This is a genomic window from Ruminococcus sp. AF31-8BH (assembly GCF_003460605.1).
Taxonomy (GTDB): Bacteria; Bacillota; Clostridia; order Lachnospirales; family Lachnospiraceae; genus Blautia_A; species Blautia_A acetigignens.
Genome location: NZ_QTVN01000001.1, coordinates 252,530 through 275,690, shown reverse-complemented (window position 1 = coordinate 275,690; position 23,161 = coordinate 252,530). Strand labels below are relative to the sequence as shown.

14 protein-coding genes are annotated in these 23,161 nt (G+C 42.3%); all 14 read left to right on the top strand.

From position 1 onward, the window contains the following. Window positions 1–24 precede the first annotated feature (24 nt). The 14 genes from DWZ38_RS01145 to DWZ38_RS01080 all read left to right on the top strand — a co-directional run bounded on the left by DWZ38_RS01145 (window position 25) and on the right by DWZ38_RS01080 (window position 23,110). On the top strand, window positions 25–2,397 hold the full coding sequence (locus DWZ38_RS01145) for a glycoside hydrolase family 2 TIM barrel-domain containing protein (protein ID WP_117849486.1): 2,373 nt from the start codon (window positions 25–27) through the stop codon (window positions 2,395–2,397). Beyond that, window positions 2,394–5,891, top strand: coding sequence for a glycoside hydrolase family 2 TIM barrel-domain containing protein (locus tag DWZ38_RS01140; RefSeq protein WP_117849485.1), 3,498 nt, complete (start codon window positions 2,394–2,396; stop codon window positions 5,889–5,891). Before DWZ38_RS01145 ends, DWZ38_RS01140 begins: the two co-directional genes overlap by 4 nt. 28 nt (window positions 5,892–5,919) lie before the next feature. After that, entirely contained in the window at window positions 5,920–6,951 is a 1,032-nt protein-coding gene (locus DWZ38_RS01135; RefSeq protein ID WP_117849484.1) for a hypothetical protein, read from the top strand. A 69-nt stretch (window positions 6,952–7,020) separates the two neighbouring features. Then, on the top strand, window positions 7,021–9,663 hold the full coding sequence (locus DWZ38_RS01130; protein WP_117849483.1) for a hypothetical protein: 2,643 nt from the start codon (window positions 7,021–7,023) through the stop codon (window positions 9,661–9,663). A 21-nt stretch (window positions 9,664–9,684) separates the two neighbouring features. After that, window positions 9,685–11,739 (top strand): beta-galactosidase, encoded by a 2,055-nt coding sequence (locus DWZ38_RS01125; protein ID WP_117849482.1) that lies wholly within the window; start codon window positions 9,685–9,687, stop codon window positions 11,737–11,739. Between the two features lie 114 nt (window positions 11,740–11,853). Next, window positions 11,854–12,519 carry an aspartate/glutamate racemase family protein gene (locus DWZ38_RS01120; protein WP_117849481.1) on the top strand — a complete coding sequence of 222 codons (666 nt, stop codon included), beginning with the start codon at window positions 11,854–11,856 and terminating at the stop codon, window positions 12,517–12,519. Window positions 12,520–12,691: 172 nt separating this feature from the next. After that, window positions 12,692–13,972, top strand: coding sequence for an extracellular solute-binding protein (locus tag DWZ38_RS01115; protein WP_117849480.1), 1,281 nt, complete (start codon window positions 12,692–12,694; stop codon window positions 13,970–13,972). Between the two features lie 105 nt (window positions 13,973–14,077). Beyond that, window positions 14,078–14,962: a sugar ABC transporter permease gene (locus tag DWZ38_RS01110; RefSeq protein WP_117849479.1), complete on the top strand. Its 885-nt coding sequence runs from the start codon at window positions 14,078–14,080 to the stop codon at window positions 14,960–14,962. Then, window positions 14,952–15,770, top strand: coding sequence for a carbohydrate ABC transporter permease (locus DWZ38_RS01105; RefSeq protein ID WP_319017790.1), 819 nt, complete (start codon window positions 14,952–14,954; stop codon window positions 15,768–15,770). The genes DWZ38_RS01110 and DWZ38_RS01105 overlap by 11 nt, the downstream gene beginning before the upstream one ends. Window positions 15,771–15,797: 27 nt before the next feature. Beyond that, window positions 15,798–17,801, top strand: coding sequence for a beta-galactosidase (locus DWZ38_RS01100; protein WP_117849478.1), 2,004 nt, complete (start codon window positions 15,798–15,800; stop codon window positions 17,799–17,801). Window positions 17,802–17,914: 113 nt separating this feature from the next. Beyond that, entirely contained in the window at window positions 17,915–18,631 is a 717-nt protein-coding gene (locus tag DWZ38_RS01095; protein WP_117849477.1) for a GntR family transcriptional regulator, read from the top strand. A 137-nt stretch (window positions 18,632–18,768) separates the two neighbouring features. Then, on the top strand, window positions 18,769–20,730 hold the full coding sequence (locus DWZ38_RS01090; protein WP_117849476.1) for a beta-L-arabinofuranosidase domain-containing protein: 1,962 nt from the start codon (window positions 18,769–18,771) through the stop codon (window positions 20,728–20,730). Window positions 20,731–20,798: 68 nt separating this feature from the next. Beyond that, window positions 20,799–22,226, top strand: coding sequence for a four-carbon acid sugar kinase family protein (locus tag DWZ38_RS01085; RefSeq protein WP_117849475.1), 1,428 nt, complete (start codon window positions 20,799–20,801; stop codon window positions 22,224–22,226). An 83-nt stretch (window positions 22,227–22,309) separates the two neighbouring features. Then, window positions 22,310–23,110: a 3-keto-5-aminohexanoate cleavage protein gene (locus tag DWZ38_RS01080; protein ID WP_117849474.1), complete on the top strand. Its 801-nt coding sequence runs from the start codon at window positions 22,310–22,312 to the stop codon at window positions 23,108–23,110. Window positions 23,111–23,161 lie beyond the last annotated feature (51 nt).

Below are 23,161 nucleotides of genomic sequence, written 5' to 3'. Positions count from 1 at the left end.
GATAGATCGTCGGGGGAATAAGCAATGAGAAAACAGGAGCTGATATGGCTGGATACGGCAGAAAATCCAGAGGGACAGATGGAATTGACCATAAAATACAGAGAAAGTACAAATGAAGAAAATGTTGCCGCCTTTCTGGAAATCAGAGATAAAAATAGTGTCCTTGTGAAAGAAAAAGGTGAGCTCAGACAAGACACTGCCAGAGTGAAAACGGCTGTATTTAAATGCCAGGGAGTACAGTGCTGGACACCTGAAAATCCGGCTTTGTACCAGGTGAATATAGTGCTTGAGTTATCAGATAGGAATAATGAGAAGACCTATATAAGGCATGGACAAAAGCTTGGATTTCGTTCTTTGAAGCGGCAAAATCAGCAGGTTTTTTGGAATCATAAGCCTGTAAAGCTGCTGGGAATCTGTTACCGTGAACCAGATTCTAAGATGGAAAATTGGGAGACTGTTTTGCGCCGTGATCTGGAATTATTTAAGGCAGCACACATTAATTTTATCCGCAGTATTTACTATCCATTCAGTGAAAAAATGTTGGAGCTGTGTGATGAAATGGGCTTCTGGGTGGAAAATACAGCTCCTTTCTATGAACTGGGACAGACCAAAAAAAACATCAGTGAGCTGCCACATATGCAAAAAGAATTTGAAACAGCAGCAGAAGAATTGCTTGCAAATGGAAGCCATACCAGTGTGCTTCTCTGGTCACTGGGACATGATTGCGCATGGGGAGTAAATTTTGGAATCATTCGTGACCGCATCAGGGAACTGGATGATATTCGCCTAATGACCTTCCACTTGCCAATGTCCATTCCGGAAGAAGAACCACAGATGGATGTATGGCCGGTTCATGATATTGACTGGCGCCTTTCTTTTGACAAGACATATGATCAGATGGTGATTTTCCACACACCCGGGGCAGAAAATGAGATTGGATATATGATTGCAGATGCAGACTATCCAGTGCCTGTACTTCACGAGGTCTGGTCACCGGTAGTATGTCATAACCGGGATGAAATTCAAAGAGATCCTGGAATCCGTGATTTCTGGGGAAAAAGTATTCGTACTTTTGTAGAAAAATCAGCTCGGACTTCAGGGTGCCTCGGTGGAGCAGTGCTGGCTGGCGTGGATGAGGACGGCAGCTTTGAAGGGCTGATGGATTATGAATGGGGAATTCTGGACGTGAATCATAATCCGAAGCCAGAATATTATCACTTGAAAAATGCATATGGAGCAGCTTCAAAAGAAGCATACGCGGAGTTGGAAAATGAGAATTCTGTGGTGGAAACAAAGATAAATTGTTTCAGAAGGCAGAATGAAATCCGTAATACAAACTGGAAAATTCAGTGGACGGAAGATGCTCTTTACATAGAAAATGACAATACTTTTTATGTTTTTTCCAGAAAAAAATGTCTGCTAAAGGAAGCTGGGCTTATACAAAAACAAGGAAAAAAAGTACTGATAAAAGGCGGCCCGTTTTTGAATACAGCAGGATTCTTACTTGGAAAATGGATAGGGAGAAGCCTTGAAATTTGTTCTGTGGATGGGGCAGAAAATGTACAGATAAAGATAAGCGGAACCTATGAAAATACCCTTGATCTTTGTTTTTATCTTACTCTTTTTCAGAATGGAATACTAGAAACTGCATATGAAGTTCAGAAGCTATTCCGCCATATGCCACACCGCGTGAAAGCAGAAATCGGCATTTCAAGTGGTGGCTTAGGAGAGAAGGGTGGAGCTTATTATGTAACAGAACCGGATAGAGTACGAAGGGTTTTTCAGGGGTGTAAGGTTCGGTTAGAACCGGCACCTGAATTAACAGAAGGAGCTATTGTAAATAATTTGGATCCGCGAATAAATTATGTAGGTAATTGGATAAAAATGGAAGATTACTGTGGAAATCTTAACGGATCTGAGACATTAAGCAATACAGCAGGAGATTACGCAGAACTGAGTTTTACAGGGACAGGGATCACTGTTTATGGGCCATGGGATATTTTATATGGGATGTGTAACGTATATTTGGACGGAGAACTCTGGAAGAAAGATGTGAGTCAGTACCCACCGAAAGTAGATTTTCCGGGAATGAGCAGAGGCTATGAAAAACGCTACAGACAGATACTGGCAGAAGTACATGGACTGGAAGAAAAAGAACATACACTTCGCATAGAAGTAACCGGAGCAAAAGAAGAAAAAGCGCAGAATACATATACTTCGATTGATTATGCAGTATTGGAAGGAAGCAGCTACACAGGTGGATTCAAAATGAATATTGCAGTAGATTTCAATTATCCCAGAATGGTACGAGGCTGCGTTCGAAGACCTGATGTAAAGCTGATTCCAGGCGTGCGGGAGTCTTTCAGAATACAAATGCTGTTGGAGGAAGACAAATGAATATGACTATAGATGAATTAAAAAATTATCCTATGCCAAGAGTGATTCCCCTTCCAAAATGGAGTAAAGCGGCAGAAAATTCAGTAATCTGCCTGGATGGAAGCTGGAAAGTAACAGACAAAAAAGACGGTGCAGTACAACAGGTTCAGGTGCCCTTTGACATGGGAATTCTTCACAAAAAGGGATTATCACAGCACTACAGCTATGAGAGGAAGATACAGCTTCCAAAGAGAGAGGAAAATAGCCGTATTGTGCTGAAATTCCAGGGGATTAATGGTTTTGCCACAGTCTATGTGGATGGAAAACAGGTGGCATATCATGAAAACGGATTTATTACATGGAATGTGGACATTACGGAGGAAGTATGTGGAAAACAGACGTTTTCTCTTGCTATTGATGTGGATGAAGAAGCAGATATTGTCAGTGCCTATAGCCATGGAGGAATGCTTCACAGCAGTTGGCTGTATGTATTGCCGGAAGCTTATGTGAACGCACTTTATCTGTCACCGTTGTTTGACGAGGATATGGAAACCTGCAGCCTGCGGGTGGATATGGATCTGGCAGATATGCCTGGAAGCATAGATAAGAAGGGGAAAATACAGTCTGCAGAAATGGCTGTCGGGAAGGAAAAAGGTCAGCTTGCTGGTAATGCTGTATATAAAGCTGAGTTTGCTTTATATGATCCAAACGGTATAAAAACAAAGGAGAAATCTCTGGTTTTAGACAATAAAATAAAAGGCTATTACACCGATCAGCTGTACGTAGCCAACCCGGTTCTCTGGGATGCAGAGCACCCAAGACTATACAGATTTGAACTTATATTATATAAATTAGATTCTATCTCTGGTACCTGGGAACTACTGGAAAAGGCAGAAAAAAAGGTGGGTCTCAGAAAGCTGGAACGCAAGGGTAATCGTCTATTTGTAAACCATAATGAGGTGAAATTACGCGGTGTGTGCCGCCATGAAATCAGTCCAAGAAATGGACGTGCATTGACCAATGAGCTGATTGAACAGGATGTAGCATTGTTTAAAGAAGCAAACTGCAACTATATTCGAACCTCCCATTATCCGCCAAGCGAATATTTTCTTGACCAGTGTGATGAGCATGGAATTTATGTGGAGGATGAACTGGCACTGGCATTTATTGCAAGGACATTGCCCTATACACAGCGTGATCCTAAGGAAACAAACCGTTATCTCAGTCATTTTGCAGAAACAATGGCAAGGGATTACAATCATCCTTGTGTAATTATCTGGTCTCTTTGTAATGAGTCCTTTGGAGGTCATAACTTTGATCTTCTTAATCGCTTTGCGCATTTGAAGGATCCTACCAGAATGACAAAATTCAGCTATCCAATGACTATTCGGGAAGAACATGAAATGCCGGATATCTGGAGCATTCATTACTCTGAATACAATGCTGATCTGGCAGGAAAAAAGGACAATTTAAGTGTGGGAGGTGCACCTGGAAAAGATATGCCTGTGCTTCATGACGAATATGTGCATGTAGCCTGCTACAACCGTGAGGAGATGCGAAGAGATCCAAACATCAGAAGCTACTGGGGCGAAAGCATCCGTATTTTCTGGGATAATATCTGGAATACAGAGGGTGCTCTTGGCGGTGCAATCTGGGCTGGAATCGATGAAACGGATCTTTATGATGGTGGGAACGGACAGATGGAATGGGGAATTATTGATGTCTGGAGAAGAAAGAAACCGGAGTTTTACATGACCAGAAAAGCCTATTCTCCAATTAAAGTTATTCACAGCGAAGTAAAGGCTCAGGAGAAAAAGGTTCTGTTGATTATAGAAAATCGTTTCTGTCACACCAATTTAAATGAAGTCAAAGTGCAGTGGAAATGCGGTGACGAAAACGGTATCTGGAAGCTTCCGGAATGTGCGCCGGGAAAGGTGATTAAGGTTTTACTGTCGCTGGAAAATGCAGAGAATCAGTCTCCGGTGACACTGGAATTCCTGGATAGAAATAACTGCCAGATAGATGAAATGAAGGTGTTTTCCCGAGATTATGTGGAAGCTCCGCTGTTTGAGTTAAGTGCAGATGAAACAGAAAATATAAAAGCTTTAAAGATTCATAAAGAAAACCAGGAAGTTTTCATAACAGGAAATGATTTTAAGTTTTCTTTCAATGTTAAAACCGGTCTTCTGACCGGCGGCTGGGCAAGGCAAAATAATAAAATTCTGGTTGGCGGTCCAATATTAAATGTACCATACCTGAAGCTTGGAGCCTGGTATATGACTTCTTTTGCGGTGAAAGAAAAACAGGATTTTGTAGAAGTTCGAATTCAAGGCAGATATGAAAAAACGCTATCTATAGAGTGGATAATAGAGATTCAAAATGACGGAACCTTCTACACAACATATCAGATCCTTCACCTGGAAAAGCATCTTCCCAAGCAGATGAAGCTTCGTGTAGGCGTAGATTGCGGCGGGCTGGATGAGCTTGGAATAGCATATATTCTGGATCCATCTGTGGACACTTTATCCTGGAGAAGAAATCTGGATCCGGATCAGGAGGGACGAATTTCTCTTTATCCCACGGACCATATTTCACGAAATCAGGGAACTGCAAAGCGCTTTACCAGATCCAATATCTGGGGTGAAATGCCAGTGACTTCCTGGGGAGAAGACATGCGAGATGATATTCTTTTTGGGCGTTATGATGGAGAATATCATGGAAGTAATGATTTCAAAAGTACCAAAGAGGATGTTGCAGAAGCGTATGTTTATAATGAGAATCGAACTAAAATACAGGATGCATTTAATAGGGAAAAAGATGCTGAAAAAATTGGAATGCTGAAAATATTCGGTGCCAAAAAGAAGTCCGATCAGAATGGAAGTCGGGAAGTCTCCAAAGCTAATATCCGTTTGGAAGTGCTCGATCCGAAAGAAGAAAAAATTCTGGAATCTGATTCGCGAATTGCCTATACCGGAACCTGGTATCAGGTAACGGATAAGAAGGAAAGTGACCACGGAACGGAGATGTGGAGCAGGGAAAAAGGCGCCGCATTTACCTGTAAATTTCAGGGCACCGGAATCCTATGGTACGGCCCTCAGGATCCTGCGTTTGGTATGGCAGACGTATATGTAGACGGGGAAAAGAAAGCATCCCATATCAGCCAGAGAAGTGCCGGAGTTGATTTCTCCTGCTGTTCTGCAGGTTACGATAAGTGTTATCATTTGCCGATTTTTTCTATTAAAGACCTGCCTTATGGAGAGCATACGATTCGTATTGAGGTGTGTGGGGAAAAAGCGGAAGACGCCACAGATTGTTATATAGTTCTTGACTATCTGCGAGTACTTGGAACGAATCATACAGAGCCTGTTAAGCTGATGATAAACCAGGATTTTTCCTACCCGCATATATCCTGGGGAAATGTGAGAAAGCCTCCAATTATTATAAGAGACGGCACCTGCGGCACTGTTAAGATGAAGCTGTGCACAGTCCCTAAAACATGCCAGGTTGATAAATAATAGATTATAAAACAGGAGAATACATAAAATGATCGAATTAACAGACCCGAAAATACAGAAGTATCTGACTCCTTACCGTTATGAAAAACCAGTACTTCATGGATCCGGAATTCTTGGTGCATTTGATGAAAAAGCAGTAGATATTCCATTTGTTTTCTGGCATCAGAACAAGTATTACATGTTGTATACAGGCTTCGACGGCAAAGGATATCAGTCAGCCTTAGCAACCAGTGATGATCTTCTTCACTGGGAGCATAAAGGCGTAATTCTCAAACGAAATCTGGATTCCGACCGTTGGGATCGCATTGGCGGTGCAGCCACCTGGATGATTAAAGAAAGTGATGATTTTAATCAGATTCCAAAGCTTGGAAAAGTAGATGGAAAATATTGGCTGGTTTATCATTCTTATCCTTCCACAGGCTATGAAAGTGGCCCGGCTGAAATTGGTCTGGCGTGGACAGAAGACGAAGAACTGCTGGATTGGCACTTTCCTGATAAGCCTTGCTTCTCCTGGAAAGACGGTGCCGACTGGGAAGCAGGCGGACTCTATAAAGCCTGCATTATCCGCAATAATGACATTTGGTACATGTTTTATAATGCAAAAGACAAAGAAGAACGCTGGACAGAACAGACAGGTGTTGCAACCTCAAAGGATCTTCTTCACTGGGAAAGATATGAAGGAAATCCAGTGATGAAGGTAAACCGGGAATCCTGGGATGAGCGTTTTGTGTCTGATCCATATATTGTGAAAGACGGAAATATTTGGGTGAACTTTTACTTTGGTTATGGCAAGATTTATGAGGATGGACACAGTCATGCACAGGAAGGACTGGCCCTGTCTGCTGATCTTCTTCACTGGGAAAAGGTAAGGGAACCAATCCTTTCTTTTGGCTCGGAGGGAACTTATTATAGCGGTCATGTACACAAGGCATCTATTGTAAAAAAGGATGACACCTTGTACCATTTTTACTGTGCAACCCGCCCTTGGAAAGAAGGAGATCCTACCAATACATACGGCGAATACAGAACCATATGCGTAGCAGCAAATAAGAAATTTTGATCTGATTCTGATAAAAATAATCGCACATAAACGAACCAATATTATGATACAAAAGAAACAGGAGATCGTATGAAACATTTACAAGCTTTGCTTCAGGGAAAGTGTACCAGCCACATTTTGCCATTCCTTTGGATGAAAGGGGAAGATAATGAAACAATCGGAAAAGAGCTGGATAAAATAGAGAAATGCGGTATCCGTGAGGTGTGTCTGGAATCCAGACCACATCCGGATTTCTGTGGCCCTAAGTGGTGGGAAAATCTGGATTTTATTTGTGCAGAAGCTGAAAAAAGAGGGCTTCGTCTCTGGATTCTGGATGACAAAAAGTTTCCAACCGGATATGCTAACGGCGGATTTGAAAAGCACCCGGAAAAGTCAAAGCTGTACCTTGTAGAGCGACATATGGACATTATGGGTCCCTGCCGCAGCGGTGCAGTCCTGGTGGAAAATTTTATTCCTTCAGATGGAAGACTACTGGGAATTCTGGCAGTACCAAAGCCAGATGGACAGACCTTGGCAGTAAGAGGAAGCGGCATTTTGGATCTTACAGATACCATGGAAAACGGTTTTGTGTACTTTGATCTTCCGGAAGGAGCTTATCGCCTTTTTATCTTATTTACCACCAGAACCGGGGGCGGAAGAGATCATTATATGAATCTGATCGATTCCTCATCTGTCAAGGTATTGTTGGATGAAGTTTATGAAAAGCATTACGCTCGCTACAGTAAATATTTCGGAAATGTGATTGCTGGCTTCTTCTCTGATGAGCCAGAGCTTGGCAACGTAAAAGGCTATCCCTTTGACAACATGTTAGGCCAGAAAGATATCAGATTGCCTTGGAGCGATGAGCTGGAAAGAAAACTAACAGAGACCTGGAAAGAGGAATTTCTCACCAATCTTCCTGCATTGTGGTACGATTCTGAAGAAAAAACCACAAAGGTTCGTACAGAATATATGGATGCAATGACCCATTTGGTACACACCTGCTTCAGCGGTCAGATTGGAAGCTGGTGTCAGGTACATGGTGTAGAATATATCGGACATATTATTGAAGATGACAATGCACATGCACGGATGGGCTGCAGCATCGGACATTATTTCAGGGAAATGGAAGGACAGCATATGGCTGGCATTGATGTTGTTCATCATCAGATTGTACCGGGATTTACACAACCGGTTCATCAATGGATTGCAGGAGACCGCGACGGCGAATTTTTCCATTTCGGACTGGCCAAATTAGGAAGCTCGGCAGCTCATATTCAGAAAAACAAAAAAGACCGTGCGCTGTGTGAAATCTTCGGAAACTATGGATGGGCAGAAGGGAATTCCTTTATGAAATGGCTGACTAACCATATGCTTGTAAGAGGAATTAATGAGTTCACGCCACATGCTTTTTCCATGAAATATCCGGATCCTGATTGTCCGCCGCATTTTTATGCAGGCGGTAATAATCCGGGATTTGAGTGTTTCACCTGGCTCATGCAATACATGAACAGGAGTGCCCATTTTCTCAGCAATGGAATCCATCTGGCAGATGCGGCAATCCTTTATCACGGAGAAAGCGAGTGGTGCGGCGAAGCAATGTACTTCCAGAAACCAGGCCGTGCCCTTATGGAAAAACAGCTGGATTATGATGTGATTCCGGCAGATGTTTTTGCAGAAGCTATCGTAGAAAATGGAGTTCTGAAGATTCTGGACAAGACCTACGCAAGTCTGATTCTTCCATATGTGCAGTGTTTGGATGAGCGTGTAGTACAGTTTATAGAAGCCAATCAGAAAAATAAATTAAAGGTTTACATAATTGATAAATTGCCTGAAAAAACTACCAAAGGAACAGAACTGCCAGAAGCATTTTCTAAGTGGGTGGAAATTGTAACATTAGATAATCTGGCCCAAAAAGCTGTGGCAGAAAGTGAAAAGCATAGGATGCGTAAACTTGCAGTTACAGATAGCGGTCAGGGAACAATTTCCGAAAACCTTCAGGATCTTCGTATGATCGTGAACCAGACAGAGGAAGGGCTTTGCGCAATGCTATTTAACGAAAGCGTGTTCAGAAGAGCTGATTTTGCTTTGCTTGTACAGGATGAAAAACAGGATGGACTGACCCTTTATGATTCCTGGTTTAATCGCGCTAAAAGCTTTGATTTGAAGTCTTATCCGGCACAGACAGAAGGCTATGCACATCAGATTCTGGGAAGTCTGGAGCCTGGAGAGAGCTGCTTTTTATGTCTGGAATCAATAAAGCATATTAAAGAAGAAGGACAAAAAATTGAGCCTGATATACTTCGTCTTGAGAAACAGACTACTCTCTATATTCCGTGGAAAGTAACTACCAAAGGGGGAAAAACTCTGCAGCTAAAAGCAGATAAAGAGCTTCCAAACATGAACGGAAGGGGTTATTTTCCAGCTTATACGGGAAGCTATCTATATACAGGAAGCTTCAACTGGAAGAAGAACGAAGGAGAGCATTATAGCTTGAAATTCCCGGAAGCGGCGGATTGCCTGAAGGTGAAATTAAACGGAGAAGACGTGGGTTATCTGGCTGGTTTCCCTGCAAAAGTGGAGATTACAGATGCACTTCTGGACGGTGAAAACCATCTTGAAATCAAGGTGGATACTACTCTGGTTTGGAAGTTGAAAGATGGTGCATCTACTCACCTGCAGCTACCTGCAACCGGAATTACAGAAGCACCGGTGATAGAGACGTATATTTGAGAATGAAAGGAAATATAAATTATGGAAAAGCAAATTTTATTCTCCAAATTAAATGGTTTTGTCCATGGTGGAGACTATAATCCGGAACAGTGGCTGGATCGTCCTGACATTCTGGAAGAAGATATCAGAATGATGAAAAAAGTAGGTGTGAACTGTGTTACACTTGGCGTTTTTTCTTGGTCCGTATATGAGCCTAGGGAAGGCGAATTTCACTTCGAGTGGCTGAAAAAAATTATGGACAGTTTATATGAAAACGGCATTTATACGATCCTTGCCACACCATCCGGCGCAAGACCTGCATGGTTGGATAAAAAGTATCCGGAAGCAATGCGAGTTGGAAAAAACGGCCAGCGAAATCATCATGGGGTGCGTCACAATCACTGCATGTCCTCACCGGAATATCGCAAAAAAACAGCACTTATGGACAAACTGCTGGCTGAAAAATTCGGACAGCATCCTGGTCTTATTATGTGGCATGTTTCCAATGAGTTAGGCGGAGAGTGCTATTGTCCTCTGTGCGTAGAGCGTTTTCAGAAGTACCTGAGCGAGCAGTTTGATCATGAAATCGACAAATTAAATCAGGCATGGTGGACAACCTTCTGGAGTCATCGTTACAATGATTTTGATCAGATTGAGCCGCCATTTGCAAATGGTGAAGGCAGTATTATGGGGCTGAACCTGGAGTGGAAACGATTTACTACCTGGAATATGAATGATTTTATGAATTCTGAAATTCAAGTACTCAAAGAGATTACCCCGGATATCCCTGTGACAGCAAATTTTATGATGCTTTACAATGGTCTTGATTACCGAAAAATGGCACCGTTTCTGGATGTGATCTCCTGGGACAGCTATCCACAATACAACAATGATTATGAAAGCTTGTATGAAACCATGACAGAAAATGGGTTTCATCACGCAGTGATGCGCGGGTTGAAAAAGGACAAGCCCTTTATGCTGATGGAAAGTGCACCTGGGCTGGTAAACTGGCATCCGTATAATAAAGTAAAAAGACCTGGCGTTCACAAGCTTGCGTGTATGCAGGCAATTGCCTGTGGTTCCGATACTGCTCAGTATTTTCAGTGGAGAAAAGGCCGCGGCTCCTTTGAGCAGTATCATGGAGCTGTTGTAGATCACCTTGGAAAGGATGATACCAGAATTTTCAGGGAGGTGGCAGAGGTTGGTGCTTTGCTCAAAAAAATTGCCCCTGCAGCAGGAACACTGGTAAAAGCAAAAACAGCTCTGTTATTTGACTGGGACAACCGTTGGGCAATCCAGGATGTAAAAGCATTAAGTGAAAACACAAAAAACTATGAAAAAACCTGCATTGGAATCTGGAAAGAATTTCAAAAGCTGGGAGTAGAAATGGATGTGGTTGGTTCCAGTGATGATCTTAGTGATTATAAAGTAGTTGTAGCGCCTATGCTTTATCTTCTCCAGTCGGGAACCACAGAAAATCTGCAGAAATTTGTGAAAAACGGCGGTCAGCTTCTAGCCACTTATTTTACCGGATATGTGGATAAAGATACCTTGTGCTATCTTGGCGGTTTTCCAGGAGACGGGCTGGCAGAGTTGTTCGGAGTGATTAGTGAGGAAATTGACACCTTATATTCCTCTGATAGAAACAGCTTGTGTTTTCCTGATGGAAAAAAATGGACTGTATATGATTACGCAGAAATCTTACGGGTTCAGGATGCACAGATCCTGGCTTCCTATGGAACTGATTTCTATGAGGGAAGTGCCGCATTAACTGTAAAAGAATGGGAAAGCGATACTCATACCGGAGAAAATGGTCGTGCCTATTACATAGCAGCAAGAGTTGCACCTGAAGAAATGGGAAGTCTGTTTGAAACAATGCTTGCTGATGCCGGAATTGCAGTTAAGGATCTTCCGGGAGAAGTGGAATACCATCAACGTCAGGGAGAAGACACTACCTATGAATTCTATCTGAATCATGGCAGAGAAAAATCCCTGATAAAGAATGTAACAGGCAGGAATTTGCTCACAGGAGAAGATATTAACGGAATATTATCGCTAGCTGCTTATGATGTGGCGGTGATTTGTAAACAGCCATAACAATAATAAATGTGACACTAAATAAAGAAATTGGACTTGACGATAAATATAAAATAATCGTACAATTTTTACAGTTTTAGAAGCGTAAAAATTTTATAGAAGGAGACAAGTAAAATGAAATTAGGAATTGTTTATACCAGCACAACACCAGAGCTTATTGAGTGTGTAAACGAAGAAATCAGAAAAAATCTCGGAGATACACCGGAAATTCTCAACTATCAGGATCCGTCTATTCTTGCAGAGGTAAGAGAGCATGGCTATGTAACTGCAGGTGCAGCAGCTCGCCTTGTCGGAATGTACATGCAGGCTGTTTCTGACGGAGCGGATGCAATTTTAAACTGCTGCTCTTCTGTTGGAGAAGTTGCAGATGCCGCACAGAATATCGGACGCTATACAGGTATCCCGATCGTTCGTATTGATGAGGAAATGTGCCGTGAAGCAGCTCGCCTTGGTAAGAGAGTAGGCGTACTTGCAACTCTTCCTACCACACTGGAGCCTACCAAGAATACAGTCTCCCGTGTTGCAAGAGAAATGAACAGCCATGTAGAATTGGTTGACGGACTTGTAGACGCATTCGGTGCAGACCAGGATAAATTTAAAGCACTTCTTTGTGCAAAGGCAGAAGAAATTGCAGATCAGGTAGATGTGATTCTTTTGGCGCAGGGATCTATGGCATATGCAGAAGATGCAATTCATGAGAAAATCGGTAAGCCGGTACTGTCCAGCCCTCGCTTTGGAGCACAGGCACTGGCTGCAGCACTGAAAGCAAAGGGACTGTAAAAGCTTTAATTTTTACGGATTTTTTTGGTAAAGATATTAGCTAAAGTTCATAAAAAGAAGAACCTAAAATCAGCTATTATTCAGTATTTACAAAACTTGTCTAAAATGATAGTATAATATCAACAAGTTAAACATCCTACGTTATACGTAATAGAAAGGACATGGTGAAGAAATGAGAAAGAAAGTATCTCGTGTAGCAATTAGTATGTGCGCAGCTGCAAGTATGGTCTTAAGTGTAGTTGCACCGGCAATGACAGTAGTAGCTGAGACAACAGATGAGCCAGTTGAACTGACTGTGTGGTCATGGGATAAGACTATGAACGGTACAACATTTGAAGTTGCCGATAGCCTGGATGACGATGTAACTGTAAATTTCGTAGAAATGTCCAAAGCAGACTGCCTTCAGAAAATTCATACTGTACTGGCTTCTGGTGTAACAGATGATTTACCGGATATTGTTTCTATCAGTGATTTAAATGCACAGGGATATCTGATGTCTTATCCAGATGCATTTTTGCCAATGGATGATTATATTAACTATGATGATTTTGCATCATACAAGAAAGACATGGTATCTTATGATGGTGTAGGATATGGTGTTCCATATGATACTGGTGTTGCAGCACTGTTCTATCGTACCGATTATATGGAAGAAATCGGCGTAACCGATGAGGATATGCAGGATCTCACATGGGATGAGTACCTTGCACTTGGCGAGAAGCTGAAAGAAAAAGGACATATGCTTCAGACCTACAACCCGAATGATATTGCAGAGTTCCAGATCATGCTTCAGTCTACTGGAAAATGGTTCACAGATAATGATGGAAATGCTGATTTCGTAAATAATGATGCATTAAAAGAATGCTATGATGTATTCAAAAAACTTAATGAATCCGATTTCTGCCAGGTAGTAAGTGACTGGACCGGATTTGCAGGAGCAATCAACAATGGTGATGTAGCATGTGTTATGAGAGGTAGCTGGATTACATCTACAATTATGGCTGGTGAAGATCAGAGCGGAAAATGGAAAATGGCTCCTATTCCGAAGATGAGTACAGAAGGTGCTACTCACTATTCCAACCAGGGTGGTTCAAGCTGGTTTGTTCTGAAGAACTCTAAGAATGCAGAAGCAGCAGCTAAATTCCTTGGCAAGACTTTCGGTGGAAGCGTTGAGATGTATGATTCTCTTATGAAGAGCAATAACATCATCGGAACTTACCTTCCGGCATCTGATTGTGAAGCTGTAGAAGCTGCATCTGATTTCTTCAGCGGACAGCAGATTAATAAAACACTGGTAGAATGGGAAGCTTTAATTCCATCTGTAAACACCGGTGCATTCAGCGCAGAAGCCCAGAGCGCATTACTTGCAGTGACTCCTAACATCCTTAATGGCAGCGATCTGGATACTGAATTAGCAGCGGCAGAAGAGCAGTTTAACCAGACTATTCAGTAAATAAACGTAAACAAGATAATTAAAATAAAGAAATTAAGGGGGCGGAGTGATTCGCCCCTTTTCTAAAATAAAAAGATAATGGATATAGAACGGAAAGGAGATTCCATGAAAGGTAGCACATTGGAAAAAAAGAATTCCCGTATTGGCTGGACAATGGTAATTATTGCTTCTGTGCTGATTCTGGCATTTAGTTATATCCCTATGGTGCAGGCATTTCTTTTATCCTTAAAAACAGGAAAAGGAAATAATCTGACCTTTGGCGGCGTAGCCAACTATGTAAGAATGCTCAATGATACCGGGTTTAAAACAACAATCGGAAACACATTATTTTATGCAGTGATCCAGATCCCGATCATGCTGCTTCTTGCATTATTAGTTGCTGTCTTATTGAATTCTGAAACCTTAAAACTGAAAGGCTTTTACAGAACCTGCATCTTTCTGCCATGCGTAACTTCTCCTATTTCTTACGCAATTCTGTTTAAGAACATTTTTGCAACAGATGGAGTTGTGAACCATGTTCTGTTATCAATTGGACTGATTAATTCCCCAATTGCATTTATTTTGGATCCTGTCTGGGCAAAATTTGTTATCATCATTGCCCTGATCTGGCGTTATTCCGGATACTATATGATCTTCTTTTTATCTGCATTGCAAAATACAGATAAGTCAGTATATGAAGCTGCCAAAATTGATGGTGCTAATTTCAGACAGTCCTTCTTCAAGATCACAATGCCGATCCTGAAGCCAATTATTTTCCTTACCAGCATTATGGCAGTAACCAACACACTTCAGCTGTTTGACGAGGTTGTAAATCTGACTGGCGGCGGTCCTGGAAATGCAACCAGAACTATTTCCGAGTACATTTACGATCTGTCCTTTAACTATGTTCCGAATTATGGATATGCAGCTGCTGTTTCTTATGTGGTCCTGGTGATCATTGTACTTATTACAATCGTTCAGAAGAAAGTGACAGGTGATCATGATGAATAAAAAACATTTAATTGGTGAAGGTTTTAAACATGTATTTTTGATGACATTGTCATTACTTTGTGTATTCCCATTTTACTGGATGATTGTAGGAATGACTAATAGCTCTGCTGACATTACCATGGGAAAACTCACCTTTGGAAATAAACTGGCAGAAAATGTTACAAATGCTTTTAACTATTCCAATCTGTGGAGAGCATTTGGAAACTCCCTTTTACTGGCGGTAATCGTTACCGGTATAGGTCTTTTAATCTGCTCCATTGCAGGTTATGCCTTTGTTGTATTTCCAAGCCGTGGAAAAGAAATTCTTTTTCTTGCGCTGATCGCATCCATGATGGTACCTTTTGCAGCAAAGATTATTCCAATGTTCCGTATGTTTTCCAAAATGGGACTTTTAAACAATTATCTGGCAATTATTCTTCCGGCAATCGGTTCTCCGTTTTTGATTTTCTTCTTTAAGCAGAATGCCTATTCCTTCCCGAAGGATACGCTGGAAGCAGCCAGAATGGACGGACTGAATGAATATCAGATCTTTTTCAAAATTTTTATGCCAATGATGAAGTCCACATATGCAGCAGCCGGAATATTCATGTTCATGGCAAGCTGGAACAACTACATGTGGCCTCTGATCGCACTGCAGAGTGATACGAAATTTACACTGCCGCTGGTTGTAGCAAACCTTGCCTCCGGATTTACACCGGATTACGGTATGACAATGGTTGGTATTGTGCTTTCCACATTGCCTACAATCATTGTATTCTTTACCTTACAGAAATCCTTCGTTGAAGGTATGACAGGATCTGTTAAATAAAATACAAACAATTAAGGAGACATCGGAATGAAAGGACAGAAAATAAAAGAACTCTATTTCGGAGGAGACTATAATCCGGATCAGTGGGATGAGGCTACCATCCGCAAGGATATGGAATATTTCAAGAAATGCCACATCAATTATGTAGCTCTTCCCGTTTTTTCCTGGGCAAAGCTTGAGCCGGAAGAAGGCGTTTATAATTTTGAATGGCTGGATAAGATTCTGGATATTCTCTGGGAAAATAAAATTTACGTTTGCCTTGCCACTTCTACTGCAGCACAGCCGGAATGGATGAGCAAGAAATATCCGGAAATTATGCCTGTGGATAATAACGGACTGAAGCGTACTCACGGAATGCGTAATTTTTATTGTGTAAACAGCGAAAAATACAGAGAAAGAGCAGCGGCTCTTGCAGAGCAGATGGCACTTCGGTACAAAGACTACCCTGGGCTTGTGGCATGGCATGTTGCTAATGAGTACAGTACATTTTGCCACTGCGAAAATTGTGAGAAGAAGTTTCGTGCATGGCTGAAAAAGAAATATGGAACCACAGAAGAATTGAATAAGAGATGGAATACCTCTTTCTGGGGGAGAACAGTTTATGATTTTGATACCATCATGCTTCCCACAGAAAGAAATGATGATGACAGATTTTTTCCGGCAAAGCAGCTGGATTACCAGCGGTTTGTTACGGATACCACAGAGGAATGCTTCTTAAACGAAGCTGGCGTACTTCGCAGAATTACTCCGGACATTCCGGTGTTCAGTAATATTTCCGGATTTATTAAAAAGCTGAATCAGTTCCAGCTGACCAGAAATATGGACATTGTGGGGTGGGACAACTATCCGTCACCAAAGGATGACGCTGCTTTCCCGGCATTAAAGCATGACATTATGAGAGGGCTAAAGGACGGCGCTTCTTACATGGTTGCAGAGCAGTCTCCAAACCAACAGAACTGGCAGCCATATAATAAGCTGAAAAGACCTGGAGAGGCAAGACTTCTTGCATATCAGGGAATTGCCCATGGTGCAGACAGCTCTTTATATTTCCAGATGCGTCAGTCTGTTGGCGGACAGGAGAAATTCCATGGTGCAATTATTTCCCATGCAGGAACAGATGATACCAGGATTTTCAGGGAGTTTGAGCAGTTGGGAGCTGAGCTTCATCAGCTTGGCGGACAGATTCTGGATGCGAGAACAAATGCCGATGTAGGAATTCTCTTTGACTGGGACAACTGGTGGGCACTGGAGCTTTGCAGCGGCCCAACTAAGGATATGGATTACCTGCTTCAGGTGGCTCATTATTATCGTGCATTCCACAAGCAGAACATTGCAGTGGACATTGTGAAATTCACAAGTGATCTGGATTCCTATAAGGTTGTAGTTGCACCTCTTGCATACATGATAAAGCCTGGATTTGCAGAGCGATTAACTAAATTTGTGGAAAACGGCGGAACATTGATTGGAACCTATATGACAGGCATTGCAGATGAAACAGACCGCTGCATCTTTGGGGCATATCCGGGTCCGCTTCGCAATGTATTTGGTCTGTGGGTGGAAGAGACAGATGCACTTTATCCGGAAGAAACCAATCAGATTATTATGAATAAAAATAAGGAAGTCTACAGCTGCAGCTTCCTGTGCGACCGTCTCAGACTGGAAAATGCAAAGGCACTTGGAACTTATGGAAGTGATTTTTATGCAGGAGAGCCCTGTGTCACAGTAAACGAATACGGAAAAGGAAAAGCGTATTATCTTGGAACACAGCCGGATGAGGCATTCTTAAAGATATTTGTTCATAAGGTATGCGAGGAGACGGATGTGCATCCGGTACTTCAGGTGGAAGAAGGGATTGAGGTAACCAGCAGAGAAAATGAAAATGGCAAATTCTATTTTGTCATGAATCATAACGCGGAAGAGAAACAGATAGTGCTTCCGGAAGGCAAATGGGAAAATCTGATTGGGGCACAGCCGGAAAATGAAAAACTAATTTTGAAAGCAAGAGATGTAGCTGTTTTAAAACGCCTGTAAAGTAGTGTATAATAATACCAGAGTTAAAATACCGAAAATCGCCTACTCCTGCGCAGTGCGATTTCCGGTGCTTATAGTGCGGTATATATTATAAAAAGTCAGGGGGAGCAAATATGCCCGAAAAGAAAAATTTACTGAAAAAGCGGCTTCATAAAGACAGCGTTGTAAATCAGGTAGTGAAACAGATTACAGATTCGATTATTGCCGGAAACCTGCAGCCAGGTGATAAACTTCCTACTGAGCCGGAGCTGTGTGAAAATTTTGGTATTGGAAGAAATTCTGTGCGTGAAGCCATTAAAATTCTGGAAGCGTATGGGGTGGTTTACATAAAAAGAGCGGAAGGAACCTTTGTAAACGATACCTACAATCATAAAATGTTAGACCCGATGCTGTACGGAATTCTTCTGGATAAGAATATGAGAATAGACATTATTCAGGTTCGTAAAGTTCTGGATACCGGAATGCTGTATCAGATTATAGGCGGAATCACAGATGAAAAGATGAACCAGATTTTGAAGAAATTCGATAATCTGAAAACAGTTGTTTTGAGCGAAAATGTTACTGCCAAGCAGGTGTTGCAGGCTGATGTTGATTTTCATCTGACTCTTGTAGAAAGCACGGAAAATCCTATTTTATGCAACATACATGAGTATGTAGACCGAATTACCACTCCGTCCAGGGAAAAAACGGTGGAGCTGGTTCTGGAGAAGAATCAGAAAGAGACATTCATTCTGCTTCATCAAAAGATAATCAATCTTCTTCTGGAAAAAAATTATCAGAAAATCGAAAGCGTTCTGGCAGAGCATTATCAGTTCTGGGCAGAAGGTTAGAGCATGCGAAGAAAACATGACATAAAATAAAGAATGTGGACTTGAGATTTCAAAAAAAGAACTGTAAAATTTTTTATATTATATAATGTGCAAGCAGTGTGTTTATAACAAAACTGCATAATTAAAGGAGAAAAATCATGCTGACAGATACAACCAAATCCCCTTACGCGAAGGTACATGCGCTGGACGGGATGAAAGTAAAATGGACAGGCGGTCTTTGGAAGGAACGCTTTGATACCTGCGCGAACAGCACTGTGCCTCAGCTGAAGCACATGTTTGACAGCAAGGATATCAGCCATGTAGTAGAGAACTTCAAAATCTGCGCCGGAGATGCGCAGGGAGATTTTGACGGAACTGTTTTCGGAGACGGAGACTTTTATAAATGGATGGAATCTGCCATTTATACGGCTTATCAGACAGATAACCAGCTTCTGAAGGACGAGATTGAAAAATACATTGATCTCATCGGAAGAGCACAGCAGCCGGACGGCTATCTTTCCACCAAGCAGATCATTGGAGAAAGAAGCGGGAACGGCGTTTCCAGAATGGGAGATATTAACGATTTCGAGGTATACAACTTCGGACATATGTTTACAGCAGCCTGTGTACATAAAAGAATTACAGGCAAGGACAGCTTTCTTGCAATTGCAGCCAGAACAGCAGATTATCTGGAGCATCTGTATGAAGAGGCAGAGCGCACAGGAGAGGTTCAGACTGCAGTTTGCCCTTCCCATTATATGGGACTTGTGGAAATGTATCGTACCACTGGCGAAGAACGTTATCTGAAGCTTGCGAAGCAGGCGATCGCGCTTCGTGACAGCGTAAAGAACGGCTTGGATGACAATCAGGATAAGATTCCGCTGAAGCAACATGAGAAAATTCTTGGACATGCAGTTCGTGCCAATTATCTCTATGCAGGTGTGGCGGATCTTTGTCTGGAAGAGGAAGATCCGGATTATATTAACGTTCTCCACAAAGTATGGAGAAGTCTTGTGGATAAAAAGCTTTATATTACTGGCGGATGTGGAGCCTTGTATAATGGCGCTTCTCCGTATGGATACTTTTTTGATCATCAGCTTGTTCATCAGGCATATGGCTATGAATATCAGCTTCCGAATATTACTGCATACAATGAAACCTGTGCATCTCTTGGCGGCGTTTTCTGGGCATACCGCATGTTCCAGCTGGAGCCAAAGGCAGAATACTTTGATATTCTGGAACGAATGATGTTGAATACCAACCTAGCTGCACTGAGTCTGGATGGAAAAAGATTTTTCTATGAAAATATGTTAAGACGCGCCAAGAAGCTTGATTATAAGCTGATCTGGCCACTTACAAGAAGTGAATATATTCTCAGCTACTGCTGTCCTCCAAACCTGGCGAGAACCATTGCCCAGTCCAGTGAATATGCATATCTTACATCTGATAACAGCGTATGGACCGGTATGTACGGTGCAAGTGAAGCTCAGGTGAAGCTGGAAAATGGAGGAGAATTCACACTGATGCAGTCCACAGATTATCCGTTCGATGGAGCAATCCGCTTCACAGCAAAGAATGTGAAGGTAAATGCGCCTGTTCACTTAAGACTGCGTGTTCCGGGATGGGCTGCAGGCGGCTTTATTAAGGGCGCTGGCGCAAACCGTGAGCTAACAGCAGCTGATGCAGGAACCTATTTGGATATTCTTGTGGAGGATCTGCAAAACATGGATGTACAGCTGAATCTGGATATGAAGATCCGCTATACAGTAGCTAATAACATGGTTGAAGAAACTGTGGGACAGGCTGCCATTGAACGTGGACCGCTGGTATATTGCTGCGAGAGTGTAGATACCCATGCAACGACTCTGGATGATATTTATCTGGATCTGAATGCAGAGTTTGCTCCTGTTGAATTTGAAATCGAGGGAAGAAAAATGACAGCTCTTGAGACAGAGGAATACACGATTGATCGTTCTGAGTTTGACAGAAATGCTCTATATCAGCCTCTGAAATACCACGGTATGAGCAAAAAGTATGTACGCCTGATCCCATATTATGCTTGGGATAATCGTGATTACGGCGAGATGAGAATCTGGTTCCCAATTGCATATACCGTATAAAAATGAACACTGTGTCCCACAATTGGTTGGGCGATAATACACCAACAGAATGGAGAGTTATAGAAACTATGGAATGCAAAGTAATTCCCTTCCGGACTGCCGCAGAAAGAGATAGAACAGATGCCGATAAGGCAGAAGCGCTTCTTTCCCAGGCAATGGAAGGTTTTCATAAAAAAATAGTAGTACTGGATGATGATCCGACTGGTGTGCAGACCGTTCATGATGTGTCGGTTTATACTGACTGGGAAGAAGAATCCATTCGCAAGGGATTTGAGGAAAAAGAAAACATGTTTTTTATTCTCACCAATTCACGGAGCTTTTCTGTAGAGGAAACTACAAGAGTTCATCTGGATATTGCCGCAAGAGTGGCAAAGGTTGCCAGAGAACTGGGACAGGATTTTATGATTATTTCCCGTGGAGATTCTACTTTAAGAGGTCACTATCCGCTGGAAACACAGCTTCTGGCAGATGGCCTGACAAAGAACGAGGGCGTTGTTGTTGATGGGGAGATTATCTGTCCATTTTTCCCAGAAGGCGGACGCTATACAATGGATAATATCCATTACGTAAAAGAACAGGACAATCTGGTTCCTGCCGGAATGACAGAGTTTGCAAAAGACAAGACCTTCGGCTACAAATCCTCCGACCTTACGGAATATGTAGAGGAAAAAACAGCCGGAAAATATAAAAAAGAAGACTGCATCACAATTTCTCTGGAGGAACTGAATGCGCTGGATATACAGGGAATCAAAGCAAAGCTTATATCTGCGAAAGATATGGCAAAGATTATTGTGAACGCAGTTTCCTACGCAGATCTGAAGGTTTTTTGTGCAGCACTGGCGCTTGCTATGAAAGAAGGAAAACATTATATGGCAAGAACAGCAGCTGCTTTTACCAAGGTAATGGGACGCATCTTGGACCAGCCTCTTTTAGGAAAAGCACAGCTGGAAGGTGCGACCAAAAACGGTGGGATCGTTCTGATCGGTTCCCATGTGAAGAAGACTACAGACCAGCTGAACTGTCTGAAGGAACTGGACGGACAGGTTGACTTTATGGAATTTCAGGTAAACACCGTTTTTGAAGAAAATGGTCTGGAGAAAGAGGTAGAGAGAACGGTGGAGGCAGCAGAGGAAAAAATCCTTTCAGGCAGAACCGTCGTAATTTATACAAGCAGACAGCTTCTTGCACCGGAGAACATGACTCCGGAGGAGAAACTGCAGATTTCCGTAAAAATTTCCAATGCTGTGACAAGCATTATCGGCAAGCTTCAGGTGAAGCCTAAATTTATTATAGCAAAAGGCGGAATCACATCCTCAGATGTGGGAACCAAGGCACTTCATGTAAAGAAAGCCCGGGTTATGGGTCAGGTGAAGAAGGGAATTCCGGTTTGGATGACCGGAGAAGAGAGTAAATTCCCCGGAATGCCTTATATTATTTTCCCAGGCAATGTAGGAGAAGTAAGTACTCTGAAGGAAATCGTGGAAGAATTAATTTGAACGTAGATAAGCATTCCCCAGCTTCAAGTGCGCGGAATACTAAGCGGTGGGTGAGGGGGAGATGCTAAATGGGAGGTAATAAGATGAGAAAAGTAATTATTTCTCTGGCACCTGTACAGGCAGGAACCAGTGTGGATGCAGTAAAACTTGCAGAGGATGTTGAGAAAAGCGTAAAGCTTGGCGCAGCCATGTGCCATCTTCACTGCCGTAAACCGGATGGAAGCCTTACACCGGATATTTCTTACATGTCTGAGTGCTTTGACGAGATTTTGAAACGTACAGATGTAGTTGTTCAGGCTTCTACAGGTGGTGTCTCTGACATGAATATTCAGGATCGCTGTAACCCCTTGGATTATCCCAAGGTAGAGAGTGCATCACTGAACGGTGGAAGCACAAACCTGGGAGAAGCTGTATATATCAATTCCTTTGATGATATCCGCTACTGTGCAGATGCAGTTTATAAAAGAGGGATTCTTCCGGAAACTGAGGTTTTTGATATCGGAATGCTGCATAATATGGCAGTTGTGAAATCTGAGCAGCCATTTGCAGACCCCATGTTATTCAACCTGGTATTCGGTCACAAGGGTGGCATGCAGCCTACACCTGAAATGTTGGCAGCTTTTCGCTCCTTTGTTCCATCCGATGCACTTTGGGGTGTTACTCATTTTGGACGTGACAACTGGACATTCCTGGCAGCTGCTATCGCTATGGGCGCAACTGTAGTCCGTGTAGGTTTTGAAGACAGCCATTATCTTGAAGATGGCGTGGATGCCCAGTACAACTGGCAGGTTGTTGAGAAGCTGGTGAACCTGATCCGCGCTATGGGTCTGGAGCCTGCAACACCAGATGAGGCAAGACAGATGCTGAAGCTTAGAAAACGCTAAATGAATTCCTGCATACAGGAATCGTTTGTATAAAGAAAGGTCAAGGATAAG

Bases quoted from the DNA above. Each gene is read 5' to 3' on its own strand.
- DWZ38_RS01125 (WP_117849482.1), top strand. From the start codon at position 9,685: ATGGAAAAGCAAATTTTATTCTCCAAATTAAATGGTTTTGTCCATGGT.
- DWZ38_RS01135 (WP_117849484.1), top strand. From the start codon at position 5,920: ATGATCGAATTAACAGACCCGAAAATACAGAAGTATCTGACTCCTTAC.
- DWZ38_RS01115 (WP_117849480.1), top strand. From the start codon at position 12,692: ATGAGAAAGAAAGTATCTCGTGTAGCAATTAGTATGTGCGCAGCTGCA.
- DWZ38_RS01095 (WP_117849477.1), top strand. From the start codon at position 17,915: ATGCCCGAAAAGAAAAATTTACTGAAAAAGCGGCTTCATAAAGACAGC.
- DWZ38_RS01105 (WP_319017790.1), top strand. From the start codon at position 14,952: ATGATGAATAAAAAACATTTAATTGGTGAAGGTTTTAAACATGTATTT.
- DWZ38_RS01140 (WP_117849485.1), top strand. From the start codon at position 2,394: ATGAATATGACTATAGATGAATTAAAAAATTATCCTATGCCAAGAGTG.
- DWZ38_RS01090 (WP_117849476.1), top strand. From the start codon at position 18,769: ATGCTGACAGATACAACCAAATCCCCTTACGCGAAGGTACATGCGCTG.
- DWZ38_RS01100 (WP_117849478.1), top strand. From the start codon at position 15,798: ATGAAAGGACAGAAAATAAAAGAACTCTATTTCGGAGGAGACTATAAT.
- DWZ38_RS01145 (WP_117849486.1), top strand. From the start codon at position 25: ATGAGAAAACAGGAGCTGATATGGCTGGATACGGCAGAAAATCCAGAG.
- DWZ38_RS01085 (WP_117849475.1), top strand. From the start codon at position 20,799: ATGGAATGCAAAGTAATTCCCTTCCGGACTGCCGCAGAAAGAGATAGA.
- DWZ38_RS01120 (WP_117849481.1), top strand. From the start codon at position 11,854: ATGAAATTAGGAATTGTTTATACCAGCACAACACCAGAGCTTATTGAG.
- DWZ38_RS01130 (WP_117849483.1), top strand. From the start codon at position 7,021: ATGAAACATTTACAAGCTTTGCTTCAGGGAAAGTGTACCAGCCACATT.
- DWZ38_RS01110 (WP_117849479.1), top strand. From the start codon at position 14,078: ATGAAAGGTAGCACATTGGAAAAAAAGAATTCCCGTATTGGCTGGACA.
- DWZ38_RS01080 (WP_117849474.1), top strand. From the start codon at position 22,310: ATGAGAAAAGTAATTATTTCTCTGGCACCTGTACAGGCAGGAACCAGT.